This is a genomic window from Yersinia massiliensis CCUG 53443 (assembly GCF_000312485.1).
GTDB lineage: Bacteria > Pseudomonadota > Gammaproteobacteria > Enterobacterales > Enterobacteriaceae > Yersinia > Yersinia massiliensis.
Genome location: NZ_HE997647.1, coordinates 217,868 through 242,556, shown reverse-complemented (window position 1 = coordinate 242,556; position 24,689 = coordinate 217,868). Strand labels below are relative to the sequence as shown.

Sequence of the window (24,689 nt, the reverse complement as noted above, 5' to 3'; positions counted from 1 at the left end):
GTTATGAGTGCTATCGCGCTTGGCATGATTATCTTCGCGTATTTGTGTGGCTCAATTTCCAGTGCGATCTTAGTATGCCGGGTTGCCAAGCTACCAGATCCGCGTGAGCATGGTTCCGGTAATCCCGGAGCGACCAACGTTCTACGCATCGGTGGCCGCACCGCTGCTGCAACGGTCCTGATTTTTGATGTGCTGAAAGGGATGTTGCCGGTCTGGATAGCTTACCTGCTACATGTTTCCCCGCTATATCTTGGCTTGACCGCCATCGCTGCCTGCCTTGGCCACATTTATCCCGTATTTTTCCACTTTAAGGGTGGCAAAGGCGTCGCCACCGCATTTGGTGCTATCGCACCTATTGGTTGGGATTTAACGGGGTTAATGACAGGGACATGGTTGCTGACTGTGTTACTGAGCGGTTATTCATCTTTAGGGGCCATTATCAGCGCACTGATCGCCCCCTTCTACGTCTGGTGGTTTAAGCCACAATTCACTTTCCCTGTCGCCATGCTTTCTTGCCTAGTTTTGATGCGCCACCATGACAATATTCAACGTTTATGGCGAGGAAAAGAAAGCAAAATCTGGGACAAACTCAGAAAGAAAAAACAGAAAACATCCGCCGAAGAAGCTGCCGAGTTGGAAGAGAAAGAGGATTAATGACCCAATAGACTCGGGGTCTGGCGGGGCAACACAGCCGCAGCCCCGCACAGACATTCGATATATAGCACTCAGACTGCTGGTAGTTCAGATAAGGGCCAACGTGGCCGTACCGATACACTCAACTCGCTGTTCACACCACTTTTCAGCCGAATTAATCCAGCATAAGCAATCATCGCGCCATTATCGGTACAAAACTCTGGCCGAGCATAGAACACTTCACCGCCGCGCTTTTGCATCATTTCAGCCAGTTTTGATCGCAAAGTACGGTTGGCACTAACGCCACCGGCAATGACCAAACGTTTGAAACCAGTCTGATCCAGCGCACGCTTGGATTTTATCGCCAGCGTATCTACGACAGCATCTTCGAATGCACGAGCGATATCGGCTCGAGTCTGATCGTCCGTCCCATTGGCTCGAATCGTGTTTGCCGCAAAAGTTTTTAGGCCAGAAAAACTAAAATCCAGCCCAGGGCGATCAGTCATTGGCCGTGGGAAGGTAAATCGCCCTGCGGTGCCCTGTTGTGCCATTCGCGACAACATCGGCCCACCGGGGTAATCCAACCCTAATAATTTGGCTGTTTTATCAAATGCTTCACCGGCCGCATCATCAACAGATTCACCCAATAGCAGGTATTCGCCGATACCGGTTACGCTGATCAATTGAGTGTGACCACCAGAAACCAGCAACGCGACAAACGGAAATTCAGGGGCATTTTCTTCCAACATGGGGGCCAGCAAATGCCCTTCCATATGATGGACCGGCACCGCAGGGACACCCCACGCAAATGCCAATGCACGGCCAACTGTGGCCCCAACCAATAATGCGCCAACCAATCCGGGACCGGCGGTATAAGCCACACCATCGATATCTTTGGCACTCAGATTGGCTTCTTTCAACGCCGCTTGAATCAGTGGCACCGTTTTGCGTACATGGTCGCGGGAAGCCAGTTCAGGTACGACACCGCCATAATCAGCGTGTAATTTAACCTGACTGTACAATTGGTTAGCTAACAGACCGGTTTCATCGTCATAGACTGCAATTCCGGTTTCATCGCAGGACGTCTCTATACCCAAAACTCGCATTACATTTCCCATCATTCAGTGCGGCGCATAGTTTAGCATATCAGTGACGCCCGTCATGATTTCTGATCCTAAATTGCACAGTAAAATGCCCTTTTGGGTTCTCTCTGCCCCCAATGTTGTTGATCATGGTCACATTTGAAAATAATGTTGATAAATTCGCTCAATGGGCCTGTTTAGTATATAATCAGCGGCCGTCGTACCCTCAGGCACCAACTTTCTTGTAAAGAATGGGGCGACATCACAGGAGCGTGCCTGTTTCAATTTGCTGTGGTGCTTTACAAAGCAGCATCCATTGAAGTAAAATTCCGCACCATTTTGAGAAGGCTGGCGATTGGCCAGCAGCAAACCGATTTCTATTGAGGTGAGAGGCACATGCCGGTAATTAAAGTACGTGAAAACGAGCCGTTCGACGTAGCTCTTCGTCGTTTCAAACGTTCCTGTGAAAAAGCAGGTGTTTTAGCTGAAGTTCGTCGTCGTGAGTTCTATGAAAAACCGACTACTGAACGTAAACGTGCTAAAGCTTCTGCTGTAAAACGTCACGCGAAGAAACTGGCCCGCGAAAACGCACGCCGCACTCGTCTGTATTAATTCTTCGGGGGTAACCCCATCGCGTCGTTTTTGATGTTCTGAGAACGCGCAGATCGAGTAGTTGCATACGAAGGCCGTGCTTTCCGAAAGGAATGCGCGGCTTGTTCTCGTTTATGGACTGACGACTAGGGGCTTATGGCTGGACGAATTCCACGCGTATTTATCAATGACTTGCTGGCTCGCACCGATATCGTCGATCTGATCGATGTTCGGGTAAAGCTGAAGAAGCAAGGCAAAAATTACCATGCGTGCTGTCCGTTCCATCATGAGAAAACCCCCTCATTCACCGTTAACGGTGAAAAACAGTTCTATCACTGTTTCGGCTGTGGCGCACATGGCAATGCTGTTGATTTCTTGATGAATTACGATCGACTTGAATTTGTCGAAAGTATTGAGGAATTAGCCACCATGCATGGGCTGGAAGTGCCTTATGAGGCAGGAACCGGCACCACCCAGATCGAACGTCACCAACGACAAAGTCTTTATCAACTGATGGATAGCCTAAGCGCATTCTATCAACAGTCGCTCAACGGCCATACCGCTAATCAGGCACGCGAATATCTTAAACATCGCGGATTGAGTGAAGAAATCATCCAACATTTTGCTATTGGTTTTGCCCCCCCAGGTTGGGACAACGCCTTAAAACGTTTTGGTCGCGATGGTGAGAGCCGTACCGCGCTGAACGATGCAGGAATGCTGGTGACTAATGATACAGGGCGGACTTACGATCGATTTCGTGAGCGTGTCATGTTCCCTATCCGTGATAAACGTGGTCGGGTTATCGCTTTCGGCGGGCGAATTCTGGGCGATGGAGTGCCAAAATACCTCAACTCCCCAGAAACAGAAATCTTTCATAAAGGTCGGCAGTTATACGGCTTGTATGAAGCACAAGTGAATCACCCCAATCCAACACGTTTACTCGTGGTGGAAGGCTATATGGATGTGGTGGCACTCGCGCAATTTGGCATTGATTATGCCGTTGCCTCGCTGGGAACAGCGACAACTGCGGAACATATTCAATTATTATTCCGCGCGACCGATAACGTAATTTGTTGTTATGACGGCGATCGTGCGGGTAGGGATGCGGCTTGGCGAGCATTAGAGACGGCTCTGCCCTATCTAAATGATGGACGTCAGCTACGCTTTATGTTTTTGCCCGATGGCGAAGACCCCGATACTTTGGTACGTAAAGAAGGGAAAGACGTATTCGAACAGCGGATGGAGGAGGCGCAGCCACTCTCAACCTTCTTGTTTGAAACGTTGATGCCACAGGTGGATTTGAGCAGCCCCGATGGGAGAGCCAAATTAAGCACACTGGCATTACCTTTAATCAGCCAAGTGCCTGGTGAAACCTTGCGCCTTTATTTGCGTCAGCAGTTGGGCAATAAGTTAGGTCTACTTGATGACAGCCAGCTTGATAAGTTGATGCCAAAGCAGGTAGAAAACACGAATTCATACCAGCCGCCCCAGCTAAAACGCACAACCATGCGTATACTTATAGGGCTACTGGTGCAAAATCCGCAACTGGCCACATTGATTCCCTCACTACAGGGCGTTGAACAAGCTAAGTTAGCAGGTTTGCCACTATTTATTGAATTGGTTGAGACTTGTTTAGCCCAGCCAGGGCTGACAACCGGGCAGTTACTAGAGCTGTACCGTGATAATAAATTCAGCCAACAGCTTGAAACTCTCGCAACATGGAACCACATGATTGTTGAGGACATGGTCGAACCGACTTTTGTCGATACGCTAGCGAGCCTGTATGACTCCATTTTGGAGCAACGTCAGGAAACACTGATAGCACGTGACCGAACACATGGATTAAGCGCCGAAGAACGTAAAGAGCTTTGGTCTTTGAATCTGGCTTTAGCCAGAAAAAAATGAATTACCCAACGGCTTAATTGCCGATAAATGTGGGGGCGACTCCCCTCAATATGCCGCCATAGCGGGCAGCGGCGACAAAAAAAGGCCCCAAATGCTATTGTTGGCGGTTTCGCCGACCGACACCAACCCAAATACTCTGAAGTGTGGATACCGTCTTATGGAGCAAAACCCGCAGTCACAGCTGAAGCTACTTGTCACCCGTGGTAAGGAGCAAGGCTATCTGACCTATGCTGAGGTCAATGACCATCTGCCGGAAGATATCGTCGATTCCGATCAGATCGAAGACATCATCCAGATGATTAATGACATGGGCATACAGGTACTTGAAGAAGCCCCTGATGCCGATGATTTAATGCTGGCCGAAAACACCACTGATACCGACGATGACGCGGCGGAAGCTGCTGCACAGGTATTGTCCAGTGTTGAATCAGAAATCGGGCGTACAACCGACCCGGTGCGTATGTACATGCGCGAAATGGGCACCGTTGAACTACTGACGCGTGAAGGCGAGATTGATATCGCTAAGCGCATTGAAGACGGCATCAATCAGGTCCAGTGCTCAGTTGCTGAGTACCCTGAAGCCATAACTTATCTGTTGGAACAATATGATCGCGTTGAAGCGGGTGAAGCCCGTTTATCTGACCTGATCACCGGTTTTGTCGATCCAAACGCCGAAGAAGATATTGCACCAACCGCGACTCACGTTGGTTCTGAATTATCCTCTGAAGAGATGGATGATGACGACAACGAAGATGAAGACGAAGAAGAAGAAGAAGACGATAACAGCATCGATCCAGAGCTGGCTCGTCAGAAATTCAGCGAATTGCGCGAGCAGTATGAAAACGCGCGCATGGAGATCAAGAAGAATGGTCGCAGCCATGCCAATGCTGCTGCTGAAATTCTGAAACTTTCTGAAGTGTTCAAACAGTTCCGCTTGGTACCGAAGCAGTTCGACTATCTGGTCAATAACATGCGTGCCATGATGGATCGCGTTCGTACTCAAGAACGTATCATCATGAAACTGTGTGTTGAACAGTGCAAAATGCCGAAGAAAAACTTCGTTACCCTGTTTGCCAGCAATGAAACCAGCGATACCTGGTTCGCGGCAGCAGTGGCTATGGGTAAACCATGGTCTGAAAAACTGAAAGATGTCTCGGAAGATGTGCAACGTAGCTTGCAGAAATTGCGCCAGATCGAAGAAGAAACCGGCCTGACCATTGAGCAAGTGAAAGACATTAACCGTCGTATGTCTATCGGTGAAGCAAAAGCACGTCGCGCCAAGAAAGAAATGGTTGAGGCTAACCTGCGTCTGGTTATCTCTATTGCGAAAAAATACACCAACCGTGGTCTGCAATTCCTAGATTTAATTCAGGAAGGCAACATCGGTTTGATGAAAGCAGTAGATAAGTTCGAATACCGTCGTGGTTATAAATTCTCTACTTATGCTACTTGGTGGATTCGTCAGGCCATCACCCGCTCTATCGCGGATCAGGCGCGCACCATCCGTATTCCGGTGCATATGATTGAAACGATTAATAAACTTAATCGTATTTCTCGCCAGATGCTGCAAGAGATGGGTCGCGAGCCAACGCCAGAAGAACTGGCTGAACGCATGCTGATGCCGGAAGACAAAATCCGTAAAGTACTGAAGATTGCTAAAGAGCCAATCTCAATGGAAACCCCGATCGGTGATGATGAAGATTCACATCTGGGCGATTTCATCGAAGATACTACTCTGGAGCTGCCGCTGGACTCTGCCACCTCTGAGAGCCTGCGTTCTGCTACTCACGACGTGTTGGCTGGCCTGACCGCGCGTGAAGCGAAAGTGCTGCGTATGCGTTTCGGTATTGATATGAACACTGACCACACGTTGGAAGAAGTGGGTAAACAGTTCGACGTCACCCGTGAGCGTATCCGTCAGATCGAAGCTAAGGCATTGCGTAAATTGCGTCACCCAAGCCGTTCTGAAGTGCTGCGTAGCTTCCTAGACGATTAATCGTCGTCCGAAGTCACAGCACATAAAACCCTCGGCATGCCGGGGGTTTTTCTTTTGTGGCCTTAAAACCCTTAATATCAAACCAATCCTTGCACCGCATTAGCGGCCAACGCCATTAAAAACCTTAAATTTGCGCATAAAACACCCACCTGATTTATCAGCTCTAGACCGCAGGATAAAAACTACCGTATAATCAGCGCCCAAGCTTGGCCCCTTAGCTCAGTTGGTTAGAGCACGCGACTCATAATCGCTTGGTCACTGGTTCAAGTCCAGTAGGGGCCACCAAATTTTTGCTTTTAAATCAGCACATTAAGCCACTTTTGACGAAGTGGCTTTTTTGTATCTGGTAGTCGTTATTTTGTATCTGATGATCAATGTCGCAAAAGTGCCACACGAGTTTTTTACTTATTCGTATAAATCGTTAACTATAAGTTCGTAGGCTGGCGAAGAACGATGACAGCTAATCTTCTCTATTCAAACATTGCATAACCTGCAACCACGCCGCTTCTGTCTCTTTCCCCTGCTGTTGGAAGACTTGCCGCAACAATTGCATTTGCGTATCAGTTAATTGTGCTTCAAGCGTTTTACCCGATGCAGAGAGTGCTAATTGCCGTACCCGTTGATCGTGTTCAGCGGCGGTAACGTTGACCAGCCCCATCGTCACTAATTGTTTTAGCGGCCCGTTGAGCGCTTGCTTGCTAATTTTAAGAATACTCAGCAGGGCATTAATGGAAATATCTGGATTGTGACCAACGAAATAGAGAATACGGTGATGTACTCGGCCTAATCCACGCTGAGCCAGTAATTTATCGGGTAGTTCCGTGAACTTACGATAACCAAAATAAAACTGCTCAATGGCCTGATGTAGTAATACGTCGTCTTGAAGCTGAGAATTTTTAGTGGTTGCCATCGAGTTTCGGTCACAAATTAAAAATAATTAGGTCAAGAGTATTGACGTAAATCGCTGTCCATTTTACTTTCCATAAAGGTCAAATGGGTTGACCTTTATGGACGGACTGCATGAATAGAACTACAGCGCATCAGAATAGTCGATTTTCCTCACGGCTGCACGACCTTCACCCCTCACCAATTCGGGAAATATTGTCTGTCATTGATAGGCCAGGCATGATTTCTTTTGCGGGTGGATTGCCTGCGGTGGAGAGTTTCCCCCATCTGAATCTCGATGGAATGCCACAACCAATGCTGCAATATGGCGCGAGTGAAGGTGAGTCCGAGCTACGCCAGCAGATTGCACAGAACTTATCTGCGCGAGGTTTAGCCTGTTCAGCAGAACAAGTACTGATCATTTCAGGCTCACAGCAAGGGATCGATCTGGTCGCTAAGTTGTTTATTGATGCGGGCACGCCCGTTGCGGTTGAATCACCCACCTATTTGGCCGCCCTGCAGGTATTCCGCTTCTTCGGCGCGCGTTTTGTGGCTTATGATTCAGCGCAACCCGATACTGAGATGCTTAGAACGGAAAATCCCGCGTTCGCTTACACCATTCCGACATTCCAGAATCCAAGTGGTGATTGCCTTGATGCTGCTCAGCGGGCAGCCCTCGCGAAAAGCTGTGATGACCTCATGTTGCCACTGTTTGAAGACGATCCTTACCATGACTTGGTTTATGACCCTTGTGAACGCAAACCCGTTTGTGCCCTATTGCAGTATGCGCCGTGGATTTATCAGGGTTCATTTTCGAAAAGCCTATCGCCAGCGCTGCGCTTGGGATATTTAGTGGCTTCGCCAGAATTAATCCCCTATCTGACACGGCTAAAGCAAGCCGCGGATTTGCATAGTAGCCGTATCAGCCAATGGCTTGTCTTGCAGCAACTGCGCGATCCTAAACACGAAAACCAGATGAGTGAGCTAGCAGGCTATTATCGAACTCGCCGCGATGCATTTGAAGTTTCTCTCCAACGCCACTTTGCTGAATTGGCCCATTGGAAAAAACCCGCTGGGGGTTTGTTCTTTTGGCTTACGCTAAATCAGCGTATTGATACTCGATTACTGCTGCCAATCGCACTTGAAAATAATATTGCGTTTATGCCGGGAGAATCGTTTATCCCAAATGCTTCAGAAGGTTGCGGTCAATTGCGCCTTAACTTCAGTCATGCCACTGAAGAACAAGCAGAATTTGGTTTACAGAAATTGGCTCAATTAGTGCAAGAGTTTTCATCACGCGGTTCTGTCTAAGATGAGCCCAGAAGCACCCTGCTTCTGTTTTGCTTTATCCACCGCGATTGATGAGCATAATTCATAAAGTCTATCCGGTTGTGGGTGATTATTCGCTGATGAAATATCGCTAATATAACCCACGACCTCTTATCTAGACTGACCACGATGAATAACTCTCAGCCACGCACGCAAACTGTCGCCGGAAAAACAACGGGTGCCAGTTTTGTTATTATTCTTAGTGCGTTAATGGCCTTTACGTCTTTATCGACTGATATCTATTTGCCTGCTATGCCTATCATGACGAAGGATTTGCAAGGTAATGTAGAACTCACCATCACCGGTTTTTTAATTGGTTTTTGTATTGCACAACTGGTTTGGGGGCCGCTAAGTGACCAGTGGGGCCGTCGAGTGCCACTGATGATTGGTATGACATTATTCATCATCGGCTCAATAGGTTGCGCGCTTTCCACTCATATTTCACAAATCGTGTTCTGGCGCGTTTTTCAAGCTCTTGGCGCTTGTACCGGCCCCATGCTAGCGCGAGCGATGATACGTGACCTGTTCAGCCGTACTCGTGCAGCCCAGATGCTTTCGACACTGATCATCATTATGGCTATCGCCCCCATCGCAGGGCCTCTGCTTGGCGGGCAAATAATAAAGATCACATCATGGCATACCATTTTCTGGCTGCTGGCCATTATTGGTGTGCTTATGTTGATTTCGTTGCGCTGGTTGCCTGAAACATTACCTGAAGAGAAGCGGATTAAAGCATCACTACCCAATGCTTTTCACCACTATTATTCACTTCTCACCAACACGATATTCATGCGTTTTACACTATGCCTGACGTTCTATTATGTCGCAGCATATGCTTTTATAACGGGGTCGCCATTTGTCTACATCACTTTTTTTGGTATCGACCCACAACATTATGGCTGGCTTTTCGCTCTGAATATTGTCGGCGTCATGGGTATGAGCCTTGTAAATCGACGTCTCGTGCAGCGTTTTGCTCTTGAAACACTGCTCAAGTTTGCAGTGGTTATCGCGGCAATTGCTGGGTTAATCCTTGCTCTAGCGGCAAGATTGGATATCGGCGGGGTGATGTTGATTGTGGCCTCGGTATTTGTTTTCTTCTCGATGAACGGGATCATTGCGGCCACTTCTACCGCTGCCGCACTGGATGCTGTACCCAATATTGCCGGTTCTGCGTCTGCATTGATGGGAGCATTACAATATGGCAGCGGAATTATTTCTTCTCTGCTGCTCGCGTTAATGAGTGGTGGCACACCTTGGACGATGGCTTGGATCATCGCATTATTTTCCCTCGCCAGCGCCGTCGTGGCACTCACCACACGAGTGAATTTGGCGGCAAACTAGTTAATCTGTCACCATTTCGTTATGACCCATCCCGAAGGGCAGTCCTGCTGCCCTCCTCCTCCGACCCCAAGAAGTCCTTTCCTATCATAGCCATACCAAGAATTCGCAGTGTTACATCATTGTACAAATTTTTCACAATTCAAAAATAGGGTGATGGGGATCTCTCTTTAAGACGATTTCAATGGTCGAGCAAAAAGATCCACTTTATGATGAATTCACAATAGCGAACGTGATCCGCATATGCGCACATAAGGAAACTGACATGTCATTCGAATACATGAACCCCGTGAAATTCTATTTTGGTGCTGGCAAGTTCAAGCAAGCAGGGACGATCGCTGCCACCTACGGCACAAAAGCGCTGATTGTTGCCTCTGATAGTGCCAAACCCACAGGGCAACTCGCCTCATTGCAGGAATATCTCACTCAAGCAGGGGTCGCCTTCAGCGTATTTGATCGTTTTATGCAGAACCCACTTTCAACATTACTGGCTGAAGGGGCTGAGATAGCCAATCGTGAAGGTTGTGATTTAGTTATCGGTCTTGGCGGTGGCAGTGCCATGGATATGGCAAAAGGCATCGCATTTTCAGCCATGAATGAAGGCAGTATCTGGGACTATGTTTATGGCGTAAAACAGGGGACAGCAGCGCTGCCAGTGGTCTTAATCCCCACCACCGCAGGGACGGGTAGCGAAGCAAACCGTACCGCAGTCTTTACCAACCCTGAAACCAATGACAAGAAAGGCTTGGTTAACCCACTGATTTACCCTAAAGCGGCGATTATTGATGCCGAGCTGATGCTGACCCTGCCCAAGCGCGTCATTGCAGGCCCAGGAGCTGATGTGCTGTTCCATGCGTTGGAATCGTTCATTTCTAAAAATGCGCATCCTATGAGTGAGATGTTATCGCTCAAAGCCATCGAACTTATCGCACAAAATTTACCGCGCGTTTATGACGATGTTAGTGATTTGGCGGCATGGGAAAAAGTTACTTTTGCCAGCTCATTGGCAGGCATGGCGATTGACTGCGCAGGAACAACCTTACCTCATGCATTGCAACACCCGATGGGGGGATTATTAAACGTGGTTCATGCGGAAGGCATCGCCGCTATTTATATGCCTTTCATGGAATATACCTGGCCCGCTGCACCGGAAAAATTCGCCGCCATTGCACGAGCAATGGGGGTAGATACCCGTGGTATGACCGTCGAACAAGCGGCAGCCAGCAGTGTCGATGCCGTTAAAAACCTTCTAACGCATATTAATATGACACCAACACTGACTGAATTGGGTGTCAAAGAAGAGCATTTCGATTGGATGGTGAATAATGTTCTCACCACCATGAAAGTCGTACTGTCAAATAATCCTAAAGTCCCAGACGCTGACACAATCAGAAGTATTTATCAGCGCTGCCTTTAATAAAAATAATAAATAAAATGAGAGGCAATAATTTTATTGTCTCTCTCAGCTCACAAATGGCCTCTACCAGGGAATTCATATGTACATAATTATTGATTGTGGTTCAACAAATACCAGACTGTATTTAGTTGATCAGGAAAAGGTGAAGGATAAATATGAAGTTGCTATTGGCGTAAATAGCACTGTCAGTAATGGCAATAACCAGCTGCTCAAACTCACCCTCACCGAGGCAATAAAGTCATTACTCAATCAAAATAAACTTTCTTTGCACGATGTCGACTTTGCTATTGCCTCTGGCATGATTACATCTAATCTGGGTCTGTTGGAGGTTCCTCATCTCATTGCGCCGGTTAATATCAATGACTTCGCGCAACATACCTGTGAGGTTGAGGGGAATAAAGTCTTACCGATTGATCTGCCTATTATATTCATTCCTGGCGTTAAAAATGATATTGGCGAAGCCACATGGGACAACATCAGAAAGATAGATCTGATGCGTGGAGAAGAAACACAGGCCATAGGTGTTATCTCAAGCATGTCATTAACGCTACCCGCCACCATTGTGGAGCTAGGATCAACGACAAAGCTCATCCACATCAATAAAGAGGGGGCGATTGCTGGCAGTATCACGTCCTTGAGTGGGCAAGTTTATGCAGCAGTCAGAAAGGAAACCTTTATCAATTCGAGCATGATTGATTCTGACAGCAATACTCAGGATTTCTACAGTACAGATATTCTCAAGTATGCCTATGAATGCGTGAGCAAGGCTGGTTTACTGCGTAGCCTTCTGTTTACGCGATTTATCCAATTCTCATTATCGACAACAGCAGCAGAAAGAAAATTCTATTGTGAATCAACAATAGCAGCGGATGATATGAAATTGTTTGATGAAGCAGAAGAACAAGGCTTCTCACTTACCGGCGATATTATATTCATCGGTAACTCTGAACGATGCAAAATATATCAAGGAATGTTAAAAGAAACTAAAGCAATTAAAAATAATATCATCTCGATTACTAACCCTGAAGAAATTGCCATGTTAGGCATAAAAGGCGCATGTTATATTGCTAAGAATTACACCCATGAACATTGCATTTAACTGTTTTGTATTTAACTATTTAAGCCATCCACATTAAATATAGGCCGTACTTAACTAGCACTCTCATTTTTAAGTCAGAATGTTGTTAATCAATTGCACATTAAAATTTTACTAACGCAATATTAATCGGTATTAACTTAACCTCTGGGAAATTACTATGTACATTATCACCATCGATACAGGGACCACAAACACCCGCGTTAGCGTTTGGAAAGATGATGGCATTATTGCCCAATCTTTTCAGGCTGTTGGTGTTCGTGACACCGCAATCAGTGGCAGTAAAGATACGTTAATGAACGCGGTGAAAGCCGCCATTGACGACGCCATGAAACAAGCCAACATTAGCTACCACGATCCGCTTATTTTGCTGTCATCTGGCATGATCACATCTAATGTCGGTCTCTACGAATTAGCGCATCAGATTGCGCCAGCGGGAGTTGCAGAACTCGCTCAGGGGATGGTGAAAGTAGACATGCCTGAAGTCGCTGAACAGCCGATTTGGTTTGTCCCTGGGGTGCGTAACAACACCGAACTCGTCACAGCAGAAAACGTCGAAGCGATGGATATCATGCGCGGCGAAGAGACAGAGGTCATTGGAGTCATCCAATCTATGGACTTACAAGGACCAGCACTGATTATTTTGCCCGGCTCGCATTCTAAATTCGTTCGTATTGATGCGGAAAATCGAATTACCGGTTGTGTCACCACTATTGGCGGCGAATTATTAGATGTCATTACGCAAAATACGATTCTAGCCAGTTCACTGCAACACGGTTTTGCTGACGAAATAGATGAGGGTGCATTGCTAGAAGGCAGCCGAACGTGTCAAAAAGTCGGCCTTTCACGCAGTTGTTTTTCAGTTCGTATTCTCGACATGTTTGCTCATCAATCAAAAAATGAGAAAGCCAATTTCTTATTGGGTGCCGTACTGTCCAGTGATATTTCTGCCATTAAAAACAGTGATGCATTAAATATCACATCTGATATGACCATTGTCATTGGCGGGAAAAAGATCCTTAAAGAGGCTTTCGCCACATTGATTAATGATGATGCATTCTTTACCGGGGAAATACGTGTTATCGAAGATAATCCGAAACCGCTATCGGGTCTGGGTATTCTGGAGTTAGCACGATTTAAACAGCTTTTGTAATCACTTTATCCTACGAATGAAGTATTAATAGGGCAATCACCATGAATACAACCGTAAAAACAACAGCGGTAGTTGCAAATAAAGTCGGAAAGAAAAGATGGTTTGTTGTATTTCTATTATTAGTCGGCGGTATTATTAACTATATAGACAGGGCAAGTTTATCTATTGCTGCACCTGATATGATGAAAGACTTGAATCTAACCAATACCGATATCGGTTTGATGGGGTCTGTTTTCGCACTGATTTACGCGATGTGTCAACTTCCTTCTGGTTGGTTAGTTGATAAACTTGGTCCCAAAAAAGTCTATGGTTGGGCCATTGGCTTATGGAGTGGCGCAACCATGCTCACTGGGGCATGTAGTAGCCTCGCCTCACTTCTCTTTGCCCGTGCATTATTGGGTGTGACAGAAGCGCCATGCTGGCCGGGAGCGGCTAAAATAACTGCCACTTGGTTCCCGAAAAAAGAACGTGCACTCGCTACCGGTTTTTGGGATGCAGCGTCTAAATGGGGTCCAGCAATCGCACCACCGATTTTGGTCGCTATTATTGTTCCCTTTGGCTGGCGCTCACTGTTTTATATTGCTGGTGCTCTGGGTTTAGTTTTCCTGATTTTCTTTATTTTTCTTTATCATCAACCTGAAAAACACCCAACCATTACTGAAGAAGAACTGGATTATATAAAAGAAGGCGGTGGCGGTACAGCCGTGGGTAATGCGATAGGTGATGACGGTAAAAAAATAACCTGGGGTTCTTTATTCAAATATAAATGTGTATGGGGAATGATATTAGGCTGGTTCTGTTACGTATGGATGATGAATATCTTCACCACGTTCTTACCGCTTTATTTAATGAAAACCCAAAATATAGAACTTAAGTCTCTCGGTATTTATGCCAGTATCCCTTATTTCGGCGGTATTGTCGGTGCAGTGGTCGGTGGATATATCTCAAAATGGTTAATGGACCGCGAAATATTTAAAGATTCGTTAGTCGCTAAACGCGTCACTATCAGTGTATCGGCTTTATTAGCAGGTATTACCGTAGTCTGTATTCCTTTTGCGACCAGCTTAAGTTCAACACTGGCATTATTGGTTGTGGCAATGGCATTGCTCTCTGCCCTTTCTGCAACCGGTTGGGCATTACCGGGTGATGTTGCGCCTTCTGCCATGGTCGGTTCAGTCGGCAGTATTCAGAATTTTGGTGGCTACTTTGCGGGTTCGTTATCGCCGCTGGTCACTGGGATGATTGCAGATGCGACGGGGTCATACACGCTGGCCTTTGTGAGCGGCGGTATCATCGCTGGGTGTGCAGCACTGTGTTACTGGTTCTTGGTGACCAAACCAATTACAGCAACAAACTAAGTAAAAACAATATGATGGCACCAGTAGCAATGGGAAATCTCCATTCTACTGGTGAGTAAGACTTAATTCGCCGTAAAGAAGGAAAATGCTTTGATAAAGCAAAAAGTGATTCAAGCCATAGAAGACACTGGCATCATCGCGATTGCGCGCCACATCACACCGGAACAGGTGTTACCGCTGGCACAGGCATTGTATGACGGTGGCATCCGAGTGATTGAAGTGACCTGCAATACGTCTGGTTTTTTACCCTGCATTGAAATGTTGTCCGCTGAATTTGGCGACAAAATGTATGTTGGGGCGGGAACGGTATTGAATCCAATTATGGCTCAATTAGTGATAAACGCGGGCGCCAACTTTGTACTGGCTCCTGATTTTAATCCTGAAGTGGTCAAAATCGTCCACGAACATCAGCGCTTGATGATCCCAGCCGTGGTCACGCCCAGTGAAATGTTGCAAGCCTGCCGCATGGGGATTGATCTACTCAAACTGTTCCCAGCGAATGCGTTGGGGGTCAATTATCTCAAAGAGATTCGTGGACCTCTCGATAACCTTGACCTTATCGCTGTCGGTGGGATCACACTTGCCAATACTGCTGACTTTGCCAAAGCAGGGGCATTTGCTGTGGGCGTAGGCAGTGAGCTTATCAATAAGCAGATGATTGCAGACGGAAATTGGCAAGGCTTAACTGAGCTTGCCGATAATTTCGTCACGACATTCCGCCAAGGTAAATGCCGGTAGATACCGGTATGACGCCCCTGCGGTACAAAAATGGATCGGCGTCCGGCAGCATAACACTGCCGGAGCTGTGATCAAGGCGTTGATAAAGCGTCTTTTTTTTACGCATTCAGAATGGTTAGATACGGTATAATGGCAAAAATATTTGTTAAGGCATGCCTTCAATGGACAAGTTTAATCGTTCAGTGGGGCGGGCAATTGAAATTCTCGAGCTGCTCGCACACAGTCCAAATGAATTAACCATCACTGAAATCAGTAAAAGTCTGGCGATCCCGAAAAGCACCGCGTTCGATATCATTTATACGCTAGTCGATAAAGGATACCTTGAAATTGCCGACGAGCGTCTTAAGTCCTATCGGCTTGGCGTTAAGCTATTTCAGGTCGGTTCCGGATATCGTGATAAAAAGCCATTCTACGATGTCGCAAAATCGGTGCTTGAGAAGATTACCGCTCAAGTAAACGAAACCTCATTCCTCGCGATTGAAAGTGGCGGAATGCTGGTTTATCTGGATAAAGCGGAGAGCGAAAGTTCAGTACGCACATCGTGTAAACTGGGCGCAAATCGGCCGATGTATTGCACCGGTTTAGGCAAAGCGCTACTTTCTGCTTATTCCGACGAACGCTTGCTCGATATTGTCCGCCGCACCGGTGGAATGCCCCCGATTACCCCGACCACCATTACGACCGAAGAACGCCTGATTGCAGAGATGAACGAAGCACGCCAACGGGGTTATGCGATTGATGATCGCGAACACAATATGGATGTCTTTTGTGTGGCTGCCCCCATTTATGACTCACATAACGCGCCGCTTGCGGCTATCAGCGTGGCCTGTCTCTCATCAAAAATGATCGGTAATCCAGAGCGCGTTAAAGAGCTGGGAACCCTGGTTTCACAAGCGGCGTTATCAATCTCTCAACGGATTGGTTATACCGGTGACCGGCTATATCACGTACGTTAAAACCTCCCCCTCACTGAATTCACTTTCAGCAGCGTGGCTGATCCTGTAAAGGAAATATGCCACGTTACAATTGCATTGATATCATTAATTTTATTTATGCGTCACATGATAGGCTTATACTTATCGCAGTCATCAATCACACTATTCTGATCATACAGGAGTTATCGTCATGCTTAATATTGATCGAAAATACCTCATGAATCTTGATGAAAGCGTATTAAAAAAGCAGCGATTAATCATGCGAGTCATTGCCATTTTGTTGTTACTGGGCGGGATCTTTTGCCTGATTAACCCACTGGCGTCCAGCGTTGTCCTGAGTAAAATCATCGGTATTCTGCTACTACTCAGCGGGATTGCCCTGATAGTCGGGATGATAGCCAACCGCTCCCATAATCTTTGGCCGATGGTCACCGGTATTCTGCTTGGCGTGGCATACATTGTTATGGGTTATGTTTTCGTCACAAATCCAGCGATAGGCATGATAAGCCTGGCCATTGTCTTAGCTGTACTCTTTGCCTTTGGCGGGATAATGCGGCTCATCACGGGATTCAAAACATGGGGGATGCCGGGTGCATGGCTGCAAATCCTACTAGGGGTGCTGGATTTAGTGATCACTTATTTGTTGGTCAGTGCAGGGCCACTAATGTCGATCACGTTGGTCACCACCTTGGTCGGGATTGAGATGCTGTTCAGTTCATTCAGTTGCTTTATGATTGCTGGCCTCTATAAACGTAACGCTTAGCTCATTTCTTTGCCACGGTATCCTTCGCTGCGATACCGTCTCTTTCTCTGTCATATTCATGACGGCTATCACATTCAGTACATCGCAATTTCCCAAGCTGCACGCCACCGTCTAGATTTGAATAAAAAATCTCATCCGACCACTTGCTAAATACGCGAGGGCGGCGAGAAATAACAACAACGGTTTGGCTGTATTGAGCTGATTAATAGAGCCAGAAGTACACCCGATGGAGACTGCAATGTTAGCTTACCCTCACCTGCTCGCGCCGCTTGATCTCGGCTTTACCACGCTAAAAAATCGCGTGTTGATGGGTTCAATGCATACTGGTTTGGAAGAATTGCCTGATGGGCCACAACGTTTGGCGGCCTTCTATGCTGAACGGGCCGCCGGTGGTGTTGGCTTGATAGTGACCGGCGGCATCGCACCCAATAAAAAAGGCGTGGTCTATCAGGGGGCATCAATACTGAATGACCCAGCACAAGTCCCCCACCACCAAATAGTGACAGAGGCCGTGCATCACGCAGGCGGCAAAATCGCGCTACAAATTCTTCACGCAGGCCGTTACAGCTATCAGAAGCAACCCGTGGCGCCTTCCGCTTTGCAAGCGCCCATCAATCCCTTTGCGCCACAAGCATTGAGCCATGATGAAGTGCTGCAAACCATTGCCGACTTTGCCCAATGCGCCTTGCTTGCCAAACAGGCAGGCTACGATGGCGTCGAAGTGATGGGGTCGGAGGGCTATCTTATTAATCAGTTCCTCGCGGCCAGAACCAATCATCGTGATGATGAATGGGGCGGCGATTTCACTCGCCGAATGCGTTTTGCGGTTGAAATTGTACGGGCGGTGCGGCAAGCAACGGGGCCTGATTTTATCCTAATTTATCGCCTGTCGATGCTTGATTTAGTCGAAGAAGGCTCCAACTGGGATGAGATCGAACAACTGGCCTTAGCCATTGAGCAGGCTGGGGCAACGATAATTAATACCGGTATCGGATGGCATGAAGCGCGCATTCCGACCATCGCCACCATGGTGCCGCGAGCCGGATTTAGCTGGGTGACCCGTAAATTGATGGGTAAAGTCAGTATCCCGCTGATTACCACGAACCGGATTAACGACCCTTCAGTTGCTGAGCAAGTTCTTGTCGACGGCTGCGCGGATATGGTTTCGATGGCACGCCCTTTTCTAGCCGATGCGGAATTTGTCCAAAAGGCTAAACAGGATCGAGCCGACGAAATTAACACCTGTATCGGCTGTAATCAGGCTTGTTTGGATCAGATTTTCGATGGGAAGCTGACGTCATGTTTGGTTAACCCACGCGCCTGCCGCGAAACTGAAATGCCCGTATTACCGACAGAAACACCGAAGCGGTTGGCTGTCATTGGCTCTGGGCCTGCGGGATTAGCCTTTGCCGTCACCGCCGCCAGTCGTGGTCATCAAGTGACGCTCTTTGATGCCGCCTCCGATATCGGCGGTCAATTCAATATCGCTAAACAGATCCCTGGCAAAGAAGAATTCTACGAAACGCTGCGCTATTTCCGTCGTCAGTTGGTCCTTCATGGGGTCATTCAGCAATTGAATACGCCAGTGCAAGCGCAGCAACTCGCTGATTTTGATGAGGTGATCCTTGCCTGTGGTATCCAGCCACGTTTACCGGCCATCAAAGGTATTGAGCACCCAAAAGTGCTGACCTATCTGGATGTCTTACGTGATAAAAAGCCGGTGGGTGAACGGGTCGCCATTATCGGTGCAGGCGGAATTGGCTTTGATACAGCGGAATACCTCAGTCAAACCGGTGAGTCCAGCAGCTTGGATAGCGCGGCATTCAGTCATGAATGGGGAATCGATCAAGCTCTGGCACATCGCGGCGGCTTATCACCGGCGGGGGCAAAAGTTGAACCGTCGCCACGACAGATTTTTCTGCTCCAGCGGAAAACCAGTAAAGTGGGTGAGGGTTTGGGGAAAACTACCGGTTGGATCCATCGCACCAGTTTGGCCATGCGTGGCGTGAAAATGTTCAACAGCGTGAGTTACGACCTTATTGATGATGAAGGGCTACATATTACTCGCGCAGAACAACGCAGTTGCCTACCCGTCGATACTATTATTATCTGCGCGGGTCAGGAGCCACGTAGAGAGTTGCATCAACCCTTGCTGGATATGGGCAAAACGGTGCATTTAATTGGTGGCGCGGACGTCGCCGCAGAGCTGGATGCTCGTAGAGCCATTGATCAAGGGACTCGTCTGGCGTTATCTATCTAGCATGAATGAATGAATCATAAATAACGGGTGTGGTGAAAACCACCCCCTGTCCCTCGAATAATAAATCTCAATAATTAATCAACTCAATTACTCCCCATCATATGAATTAATTTACCAATAAATTAAATACAAAATTAATCTATTTAAATTTTAATTAATGGAAAAAACAACTTAGCAATAAAAATAAATATTAATAAGAACAACAAACTGAACTTTAGTGAGGCATTAGAATAAAATTTCATCCCAGCAAACTCTCATTGAACCCCAAGCACCAAATTAATTACATTCACCAGCGTCTAATTAAAGTAGCCTAAATCAATAATGGATACAGGTTACACATCATTATATTAAATACATGGATTGCCATACTAATCATGAAAAATAAAATAAAATCACAAACAATAACTCAAGAGAATGTTAAGAACAGCCAGAAAAATGGACTTTCTGGAATAAATAAAACACCTATCGCACTGTGTATGACAACCGCTATTTTAATGTTAGGTCACCCATCAGCCATGGCAGATAATTACTATCGAGAGGATATCAATAATGATACCGTTCTCAACGCTTATGACCGAGCGGTAGAAGTTACTCTAGGCGAAGGTGTATGGCTAACTCTCAGAGATGAAACTCAAATCCAAGAGACCAAAATAGAGGCAGGCAGAACTGTTTCCCTGCATGATAAAAGCTCTGCTAAGCATATTCGTGTTCAGGGCGGTCAACTACAATTACATGGTAACGAACATGGAGAAGCAGCAATAGCTGAAGATATATACATATATTCAGGGGGGGTTAGCGTCAGCACAACAGCAACAATCTCTGATACAGTTATTGAACCCAAGCCCTTAGATAAATCAGCACCACCTGTTCTGTATTTGAGTAATGATAGTAATGCCCTTGATACTAAAGTCTACAAAGGTGGTGAATTATTTGTTCAAGGTTCCCAAATAACCCAAGATGAAAAAGGTGTAACACTCGAGAACACTCAAGTAGCAGGAGAATTACGTCTTCGTAGCGATGTCACATTAACAGGAAAAACAGATTTTTTACCGACTTCAACATTAGAAACTAAAGGGCATTTGATTCGTAACCAAGGTGAATTAATTTTCGATATTAATAATGACACCAATATTAATGCCAGTATTGACGGGCTAGGTTCACTCACTAAAGAAGGAAAGGTGACGTTAACCCTATTCGGCAAGGATAAGAGCAAGGGCCACATCCTTTCACCTGACTTCGTTTATGAAGGTGATACGAACATCAATGATGGAACATTAAAATTATCTAATGCCATCTTCTTAAAAAGTAAAATTAATGGTCAACAAGATACACAGCTTGTTTTAGAAAAAACCACGCTCACAACCGCCATACAGGGAGGCAATCTCCTCATTGGCGAGAATAGCGTTTGGAATATGACAAAAAACTCTAACATCAACGATTTAATCCTATCAAAAACGAGTACTATTAATTTGAGTCCTACAGAAATAGGGAATAAATTAATCATTGATGGTAATTATGCTGGCAAGTATGGAACCTTATTATTCCAAACTGAGTTAGAAGGAGACAATTCAATCACTGACCATATCCTTATTAAGGGTGATACCGCAGGCTATTCTAGAGTTAGGATAGTGAATAGTCATGGTAACGGGGCAGAAACGAAGATAGGGATTCCTCTTATCGAAGTTTTGGGAATCTCTGACGGCGTATTTGAGCAACTCGGGCGTAATAAGGCTGGTGCTTTTGAATACAAATTAGGCCGTGGTGAGGGTGAGCGTCATAAAAACTGGTATCTGCGTAGTAGCTTAGCTGATTACGATGCGGGTCAAACAACACCAATTGCGACCAAATTGACTGAACACGCCTCGAGTGATGAGGCAAGACCTGATGCGCCAGTGGTGCCAGCAGTACCGGTGGTGTCAACAGCAGCAGTGATGCCGACAGCCACAGTGGTGCCGACAGCCACAGTGGCGCCAGCAGCCGCAGTGGTGCCAACAGCCACAGTGGTGCCAGCAGCCGCAGTGGTGCCAGCACCAGCGAGTCAACCACAAGTGTATGCACCTGAAAATGGCAGCTATATTGCCAATATCGTGATGGCGAGAAACTTGTTCAACACCCGCCTAGAGGACCGCACCGGCAGCTATCAGTATCAAGATGCAATCAGTGGACAATGGCAAACCGCCAGCATGTGGATGCACACCCAAGGCGGGAAAAATAACTTTGGTCAGGCTGTCGAACAATTAGATGTCCACGGAAAATATTACTCCGTTCAACTGGGGATGGATGTTATTCAAGCGGGTAACGGGCGCCTTGGTATGTTAGCCGGATTAGGCAGAGCCACAAACCATAGCCGCTCAAACGTCACTGGCTATTATGCCAACGGTGCGGTGAGTGGATATAACCTTGGTGTGTATGCTTCATGGTTGCCAGAGCAACAAGATAATACCGGTTTCTATTTCGATACCTTGGCGCAATATAGCTGGTTCAATAATACGGTGAATGGCCAAGAACAAGTGGAAGATAAATATAAATCATCCGGTTTCACCACCTCAATTGAGAGTGGCTATACCTTCAAAATGGCGACGACAAATCAATTGAATTATTTCGTTCAGCCCAACGCTCAATTGACCTTGCAGGGAATACAAACTCAAACGCATAAAACAGTCTACGGTGAGTCCATCAGTGACAGTAATAAAGGCCATATGGTCACGCGTATTGGTGCCAAAACTTATCTGCAAACCGTTGATAGCGCAGATAGCCAATTCACGCCATTCTTTGCTATTAACTGGCGGCACCAGAATCAAAACACGGGTGCGATTATTTCAGGGCAACGTGTTGAGAACAAAAGCAAAAATAGCACTGAATTCCAGATTGGCGTAGAGAGTAAAATTGAGCAACAACTGCATGTCTGGGCGACAATCGATTATCAGATGGGCCGTTATAATGATAAAAACGCCAATGCCGTAGCTGGTATCAAATATCACTTCTAATACTCACAAAAACGGATCACTGGATTAACCAGTGATCCGATCAAGTAAGTACATCCCCAATGTTATCCAGAGCATCCCCAAAGTCATTGGAGTCACAGGTAGGCGGCAAGTAAGCAAATCCCGATGAGCTGACTCTCGTCAGTGATTCGGGTACGCGAACGTAGCTAACACCCCTGTGGCTTCAAGGACGCAGGGGATAGTGGGGACTTAGAAATCGCTATACGACATATCCAAACTCCCCGACCCGCCACCCTCTGAACGAGACGAACCGGTCTTCACCGCTTTTAACACCATAAACTTCTGGTTTGAATCCAGTGTTTCACAGTTGCCAAACAAACGATTAAGTTTGTGGAAATAATCTAGATGACGGTTACCGACGATCATCAGCTCGCCCCCGACTTTCAGGCAGCGCTTGGCATCACAAAACATCTGCCATGCAACATGATCGCTGACGGCATGCTGTTGATGGAAAGGCGGGTTACAGAGCACCAACTGTAAGCTCTCACGCTCAACCCCATCCAAGCCATGGCTCACCATAAACTCACAACGTGACAAATCTTGCGGGCGGTTATACGTAATATTCAACTCACTGGACGCGACTGCCATGTAGGACTCGTCCACAAACAGCATTTCTGCCAGCGGATTCTGCTCCAGTGCGATTAAACCAACCACACCATTACCACAACCGAGATCGGCGATTTTACCGGTGACATCATAGGGTAAGATCTCCATAAAGAAGCGCGCACCGATATCCAGGTTATTACGCGAGAAAACATTCGCGTGGTTATGAATCACATACTCGGTATTCGCCAGCGGCCAATCGGTGGTTGCTGGTGCCTCTGTTACTGGAATATCCGCCACTTCACAGTGAATCAAGCGTGCTTTCTTCCATGCCAACGTTGTTTTGGTTGGCCCCAGAATTTTTTCAAACAATTGCAGGGTGGAATTATGTACATCACGGGATTTTGCACCGGCAATAATCACGGTATCCGGTGCGACAACACGGCGTAAAGCACGCAATTGGTGCTCGAGCAACGCCAAGGCTTTAGGGATTTTAATCACCACCAGCTTAGGGGCATCAGGTAAGTCATCCATGCTGCCCAGCAATGTAACGGCGTCTTCATCCAGACGGTTTAGCCGTAGATTATGTGCTGTTGCCAGTTGGCTCATATAAGAGTCACTGACACTGAATGGCCGATGAGCGTGTAAAGCGCAAGCCAACGTGCCGAACTGATCATTAAATACCAGTACTGGGCGGCCATCAATTTGGCTTAAGTCAATGTTTTGTAGCAGATATTCATCCGCTGCTTCCCACGCCTGTAAAGTATTCGAATTTTCTTGTGGCGGAAAGCGCTCAAGCTCAAGGCTCTGCGTTTCCAGTAAGAGTTGGCTCATCACCGCTCCTGAATAATAAATTTGGGCTGTTTATCCCCTAAAACGGACGATCAGTAAATTGTTTTTTTACTTAAATGACATTTTAGCGAAACCAAGACCAACAAGACAAAAAATACTCAGCACAATAGAGAGGAGGAAAGCCAAACAGGAAGATTAATTGCATTTATACGAACTCACCGCGAAGCCATTAGCCAGCATGGGCCGCCTTTGTCTAAACGATAGGAAACCGTTATTATCGCGCTAACATCACTATCACTCGATTTATCAAACTAGCCAGAGCAAATACATATGCAGGAACTCACCTATCTGCAAGGTTATCCAGAGCACCTACAATCTCAGGTACGGCAACTGATTACTGATCAACGATTGGGGAATGTATTGCGTCAGCGATACCCACAAACGCATGATTACAATACCGATAAGATGCTGTATCAGTACACGATGGATTTGAAAAACCAATATCTGCGCAATGCTCAGCCACTAAGCAAAGTCGCCTACGACAGTAAAATTCAGGTGATGAAACATGCGCTTGGCCTGCACACCGCCATTTCCAGAGTACAAGGCGGCAAGTTGAAGGCCAAAGCAGAGATTCGCGTCGCAACGCTATTTAAAAATGCCCCTGAAGCCTTCCTCAAAATGATCGTGGTTCACGAACTGGCTCATTTAAAAGAGAAAGATCACAACAAAGCGTTCTACAGTTTGTGTTGCCATATGGAGCCGCAATATCATCAGCTAGAGTTTGATACTCGCCTCTATCTGACGCATTTGGATCTGTTTGGCACCCTTTATTAGCCATCGACGGCTAACGAAATAAAACCCATCGGCGAC

19 protein-coding genes and 1 tRNA gene are annotated in these 24,689 nt (G+C 46.6%); 17 read left to right on the top strand and 3 right to left on the bottom strand.

Features of this window, described 5'->3' with window-relative positions; translation table 11 throughout:
* The first annotated feature begins 3 nt into the window (after positions 1-3).
* Positions 4-654, top strand: coding sequence for a glycerol-3-phosphate 1-O-acyltransferase PlsY (plsY, locus tag BN68_RS17690; RefSeq protein ID WP_042806929.1), 651 nt, complete (start codon positions 4-6; stop codon positions 652-654).
* Between the two features lie 71 nt (positions 655-725).
* Here plsY and tsaD read toward each other — a convergent pair whose 3' ends face one another.
* Positions 726-1,739 carry a tRNA (adenosine(37)-N6)-threonylcarbamoyltransferase complex transferase subunit TsaD gene (tsaD, locus tag BN68_RS17685; protein WP_019212506.1) on the bottom strand — a complete coding sequence of 338 codons (1,014 nt, stop codon included), beginning with the start codon at positions 1,737-1,739 and terminating at the stop codon, positions 726-728.
* Positions 1,740-2,111: 372 nt separating this feature from the next.
* Here tsaD and rpsU point away from each other — a divergent pair, with 372 nt between their 5' ends.
* From rpsU to BN68_RS17665, 4 genes are all read left to right on the top strand, one after another.
* Entirely contained in the window at positions 2,112-2,327 is a 216-nt protein-coding gene (gene rpsU / locus BN68_RS17680; protein ID WP_001144069.1) for a 30S ribosomal protein S21, read from the top strand.
* A 135-nt stretch (positions 2,328-2,462) separates the two neighbouring features.
* On the top strand, positions 2,463-4,211 hold the full coding sequence (gene dnaG / locus BN68_RS17675; RefSeq protein ID WP_019212505.1) for a DNA primase: 1,749 nt from the start codon (positions 2,463-2,465) through the stop codon (positions 4,209-4,211).
* A gap of 157 nt (positions 4,212-4,368) precedes the next feature.
* Positions 4,369-6,207, top strand: coding sequence for an RNA polymerase sigma factor RpoD (gene rpoD / locus BN68_RS17670; protein ID WP_019212504.1), 1,839 nt, complete (start codon positions 4,369-4,371; stop codon positions 6,205-6,207).
* 208 nt (positions 6,208-6,415) lie between these two features.
* Positions 6,416-6,492: transfer RNA gene (locus BN68_RS17665), tRNA-Ile, on the top strand.
* Between the two features lie 175 nt (positions 6,493-6,667).
* Here the strand turns inward: BN68_RS17665 and BN68_RS17660 are convergent.
* Positions 6,668-7,117, bottom strand: a complete 450-nt coding sequence (locus BN68_RS17660) for a MarR family winged helix-turn-helix transcriptional regulator (protein WP_019212503.1) — start codon at positions 7,115-7,117, stop codon at positions 6,668-6,670.
* Between the two features lie 215 nt (positions 7,118-7,332).
* Here BN68_RS17660 and BN68_RS17655 point away from each other — a divergent pair, with 215 nt between their 5' ends.
* The 11 genes from BN68_RS17655 (at position 7,333) to BN68_RS17605 (ending at position 22,466) form a co-directional block, all read left to right on the top strand.
* Complete coding sequence (locus BN68_RS17655; protein WP_019212502.1) at positions 7,333-8,403, top strand: aminotransferase-like domain-containing protein; 1,071 nt, start codon at positions 7,333-7,335, stop codon at positions 8,401-8,403.
* Between the two features lie 147 nt (positions 8,404-8,550).
* Complete coding sequence (locus BN68_RS17650; RefSeq protein ID WP_019212501.1) at positions 8,551-9,762, top strand: multidrug effflux MFS transporter; 1,212 nt, start codon at positions 8,551-8,553, stop codon at positions 9,760-9,762.
* 262 nt (positions 9,763-10,024) lie between these two features.
* Positions 10,025-11,176, top strand: a complete 1,152-nt coding sequence (locus BN68_RS17645; RefSeq protein ID WP_019212500.1) for an iron-containing alcohol dehydrogenase — start codon at positions 10,025-10,027, stop codon at positions 11,174-11,176.
* Positions 11,177-11,255: 79 nt separating this feature from the next.
* Positions 11,256-12,275, top strand: a complete 1,020-nt coding sequence (locus BN68_RS17640; RefSeq protein ID WP_019212499.1) for a 2-dehydro-3-deoxygalactonokinase — start codon at positions 11,256-11,258, stop codon at positions 12,273-12,275.
* A gap of 157 nt (positions 12,276-12,432) precedes the next feature.
* Complete coding sequence (locus tag BN68_RS17635) at positions 12,433-13,425, top strand: 2-dehydro-3-deoxygalactonokinase (RefSeq protein WP_019212498.1); 993 nt, start codon at positions 12,433-12,435, stop codon at positions 13,423-13,425.
* A gap of 41 nt (positions 13,426-13,466) precedes the next feature.
* Positions 13,467-14,783, top strand: a complete 1,317-nt coding sequence (locus BN68_RS17630; RefSeq protein ID WP_019212497.1) for an MFS transporter — start codon at positions 13,467-13,469, stop codon at positions 14,781-14,783.
* 90 nt (positions 14,784-14,873) lie between these two features.
* Positions 14,874-15,521 carry a bifunctional 4-hydroxy-2-oxoglutarate aldolase/2-dehydro-3-deoxy-phosphogluconate aldolase gene (locus tag BN68_RS17625; RefSeq protein ID WP_019212496.1) on the top strand — a complete coding sequence of 216 codons (648 nt, stop codon included), beginning with the start codon at positions 14,874-14,876 and terminating at the stop codon, positions 15,519-15,521.
* Between the two features lie 161 nt (positions 15,522-15,682).
* Positions 15,683-16,477 (top strand): IclR family transcriptional regulator, encoded by a 795-nt coding sequence (locus BN68_RS17620; RefSeq protein ID WP_019212495.1) that lies wholly within the window; start codon positions 15,683-15,685, stop codon positions 16,475-16,477.
* 169 nt (positions 16,478-16,646) lie between these two features.
* A complete protein-coding gene (locus BN68_RS17615; RefSeq protein ID WP_019212494.1) occupies positions 16,647-17,219 on the top strand; it encodes an HdeD family acid-resistance protein in 573 nt (190 codons plus the stop codon).
* Between the two features lie 238 nt (positions 17,220-17,457).
* Complete coding sequence (locus tag BN68_RS17610) at positions 17,458-19,479, top strand: NADPH-dependent 2,4-dienoyl-CoA reductase (protein WP_019212493.1); 2,022 nt, start codon at positions 17,458-17,460, stop codon at positions 19,477-19,479.
* Between the two features lie 374 nt (positions 19,480-19,853).
* The gene (locus tag BN68_RS17605; RefSeq protein WP_042806927.1) at positions 19,854-22,466 is read left to right on the top strand and encodes an autotransporter outer membrane beta-barrel domain-containing protein; all 2,613 of its coding nucleotides are present in this window, start codon (positions 19,854-19,856) and stop codon (positions 22,464-22,466) included.
* 207 nt (positions 22,467-22,673) lie between these two features.
* Here the strand turns inward: BN68_RS17605 and rlmG are convergent, their stop codons facing one another.
* A complete protein-coding gene (rlmG, locus tag BN68_RS17600) occupies positions 22,674-23,861 on the bottom strand; it encodes a 23S rRNA (guanine(1835)-N(2))-methyltransferase RlmG (protein ID WP_019212491.1) in 1,188 nt (395 codons plus the stop codon).
* A 288-nt stretch (positions 23,862-24,149) separates the two neighbouring features.
* Here rlmG and BN68_RS17595 point away from each other — a divergent pair, with 288 nt between their 5' ends.
* Positions 24,150-24,653 carry a M48 metallopeptidase family protein gene (locus BN68_RS17595; RefSeq protein ID WP_019212490.1) on the top strand — a complete coding sequence of 168 codons (504 nt, stop codon included), beginning with the start codon at positions 24,150-24,152 and terminating at the stop codon, positions 24,651-24,653.
* Positions 24,654-24,689: the final 36 nt, after the last annotated feature.

What these genes read in the sequence shown, in the direction of transcription:
- BN68_RS17635 (WP_019212498.1), top strand. Translation starts at nt 12,433, where the DNA reads ATGTACATTATCACCATCGATACAGGGACCACAAACACCCGCGTTAGC.
- BN68_RS17655 (WP_019212502.1), top strand. Translation starts at nt 7,333, where the DNA reads ATGATTTCTTTTGCGGGTGGATTGCCTGCGGTGGAGAGTTTCCCCCAT.
- rpoD (WP_019212504.1), top strand. Translation starts at nt 4,369, where the DNA reads ATGGAGCAAAACCCGCAGTCACAGCTGAAGCTACTTGTCACCCGTGGT.
- BN68_RS17640 (WP_019212499.1), top strand. Translation starts at nt 11,256, where the DNA reads ATGTACATAATTATTGATTGTGGTTCAACAAATACCAGACTGTATTTA.
- rlmG (WP_019212491.1), bottom strand. Translation starts at nt 23,861, where the DNA reads ATGAGCCAACTCTTACTGGAAACGCAGAGCCTTGAGCTTGAGCGCTTT.
- BN68_RS17615 (WP_019212494.1), top strand. Translation starts at nt 16,647, where the DNA reads ATGCTTAATATTGATCGAAAATACCTCATGAATCTTGATGAAAGCGTA.
- BN68_RS17645 (WP_019212500.1), top strand. Translation starts at nt 10,025, where the DNA reads ATGTCATTCGAATACATGAACCCCGTGAAATTCTATTTTGGTGCTGGC.
- dnaG (WP_019212505.1), top strand. Translation starts at nt 2,463, where the DNA reads ATGGCTGGACGAATTCCACGCGTATTTATCAATGACTTGCTGGCTCGC.
- tsaD (WP_019212506.1), bottom strand. Translation starts at nt 1,739, where the DNA reads ATGCGAGTTTTGGGTATAGAGACGTCCTGCGATGAAACCGGAATTGCA.
- BN68_RS17610 (WP_019212493.1), top strand. Translation starts at nt 17,458, where the DNA reads ATGTTAGCTTACCCTCACCTGCTCGCGCCGCTTGATCTCGGCTTTACC.
- BN68_RS17620 (WP_019212495.1), top strand. Translation starts at nt 15,683, where the DNA reads ATGGACAAGTTTAATCGTTCAGTGGGGCGGGCAATTGAAATTCTCGAG.
- BN68_RS17605 (WP_042806927.1), top strand. Translation starts at nt 19,854, where the DNA reads ATGAAAAATAAAATAAAATCACAAACAATAACTCAAGAGAATGTTAAG.
- rpsU (WP_001144069.1), top strand. Translation starts at nt 2,112, where the DNA reads ATGCCGGTAATTAAAGTACGTGAAAACGAGCCGTTCGACGTAGCTCTT.
- BN68_RS17630 (WP_019212497.1), top strand. Translation starts at nt 13,467, where the DNA reads ATGAATACAACCGTAAAAACAACAGCGGTAGTTGCAAATAAAGTCGGA.
- BN68_RS17595 (WP_019212490.1), top strand. Translation starts at nt 24,150, where the DNA reads ATGCAGGAACTCACCTATCTGCAAGGTTATCCAGAGCACCTACAATCT.
- plsY (WP_042806929.1), top strand. Translation starts at nt 4, where the DNA reads ATGAGTGCTATCGCGCTTGGCATGATTATCTTCGCGTATTTGTGTGGC.
- BN68_RS17650 (WP_019212501.1), top strand. Translation starts at nt 8,551, where the DNA reads ATGAATAACTCTCAGCCACGCACGCAAACTGTCGCCGGAAAAACAACG.
- BN68_RS17660 (WP_019212503.1), bottom strand. Translation starts at nt 7,117, where the DNA reads ATGGCAACCACTAAAAATTCTCAGCTTCAAGACGACGTATTACTACAT.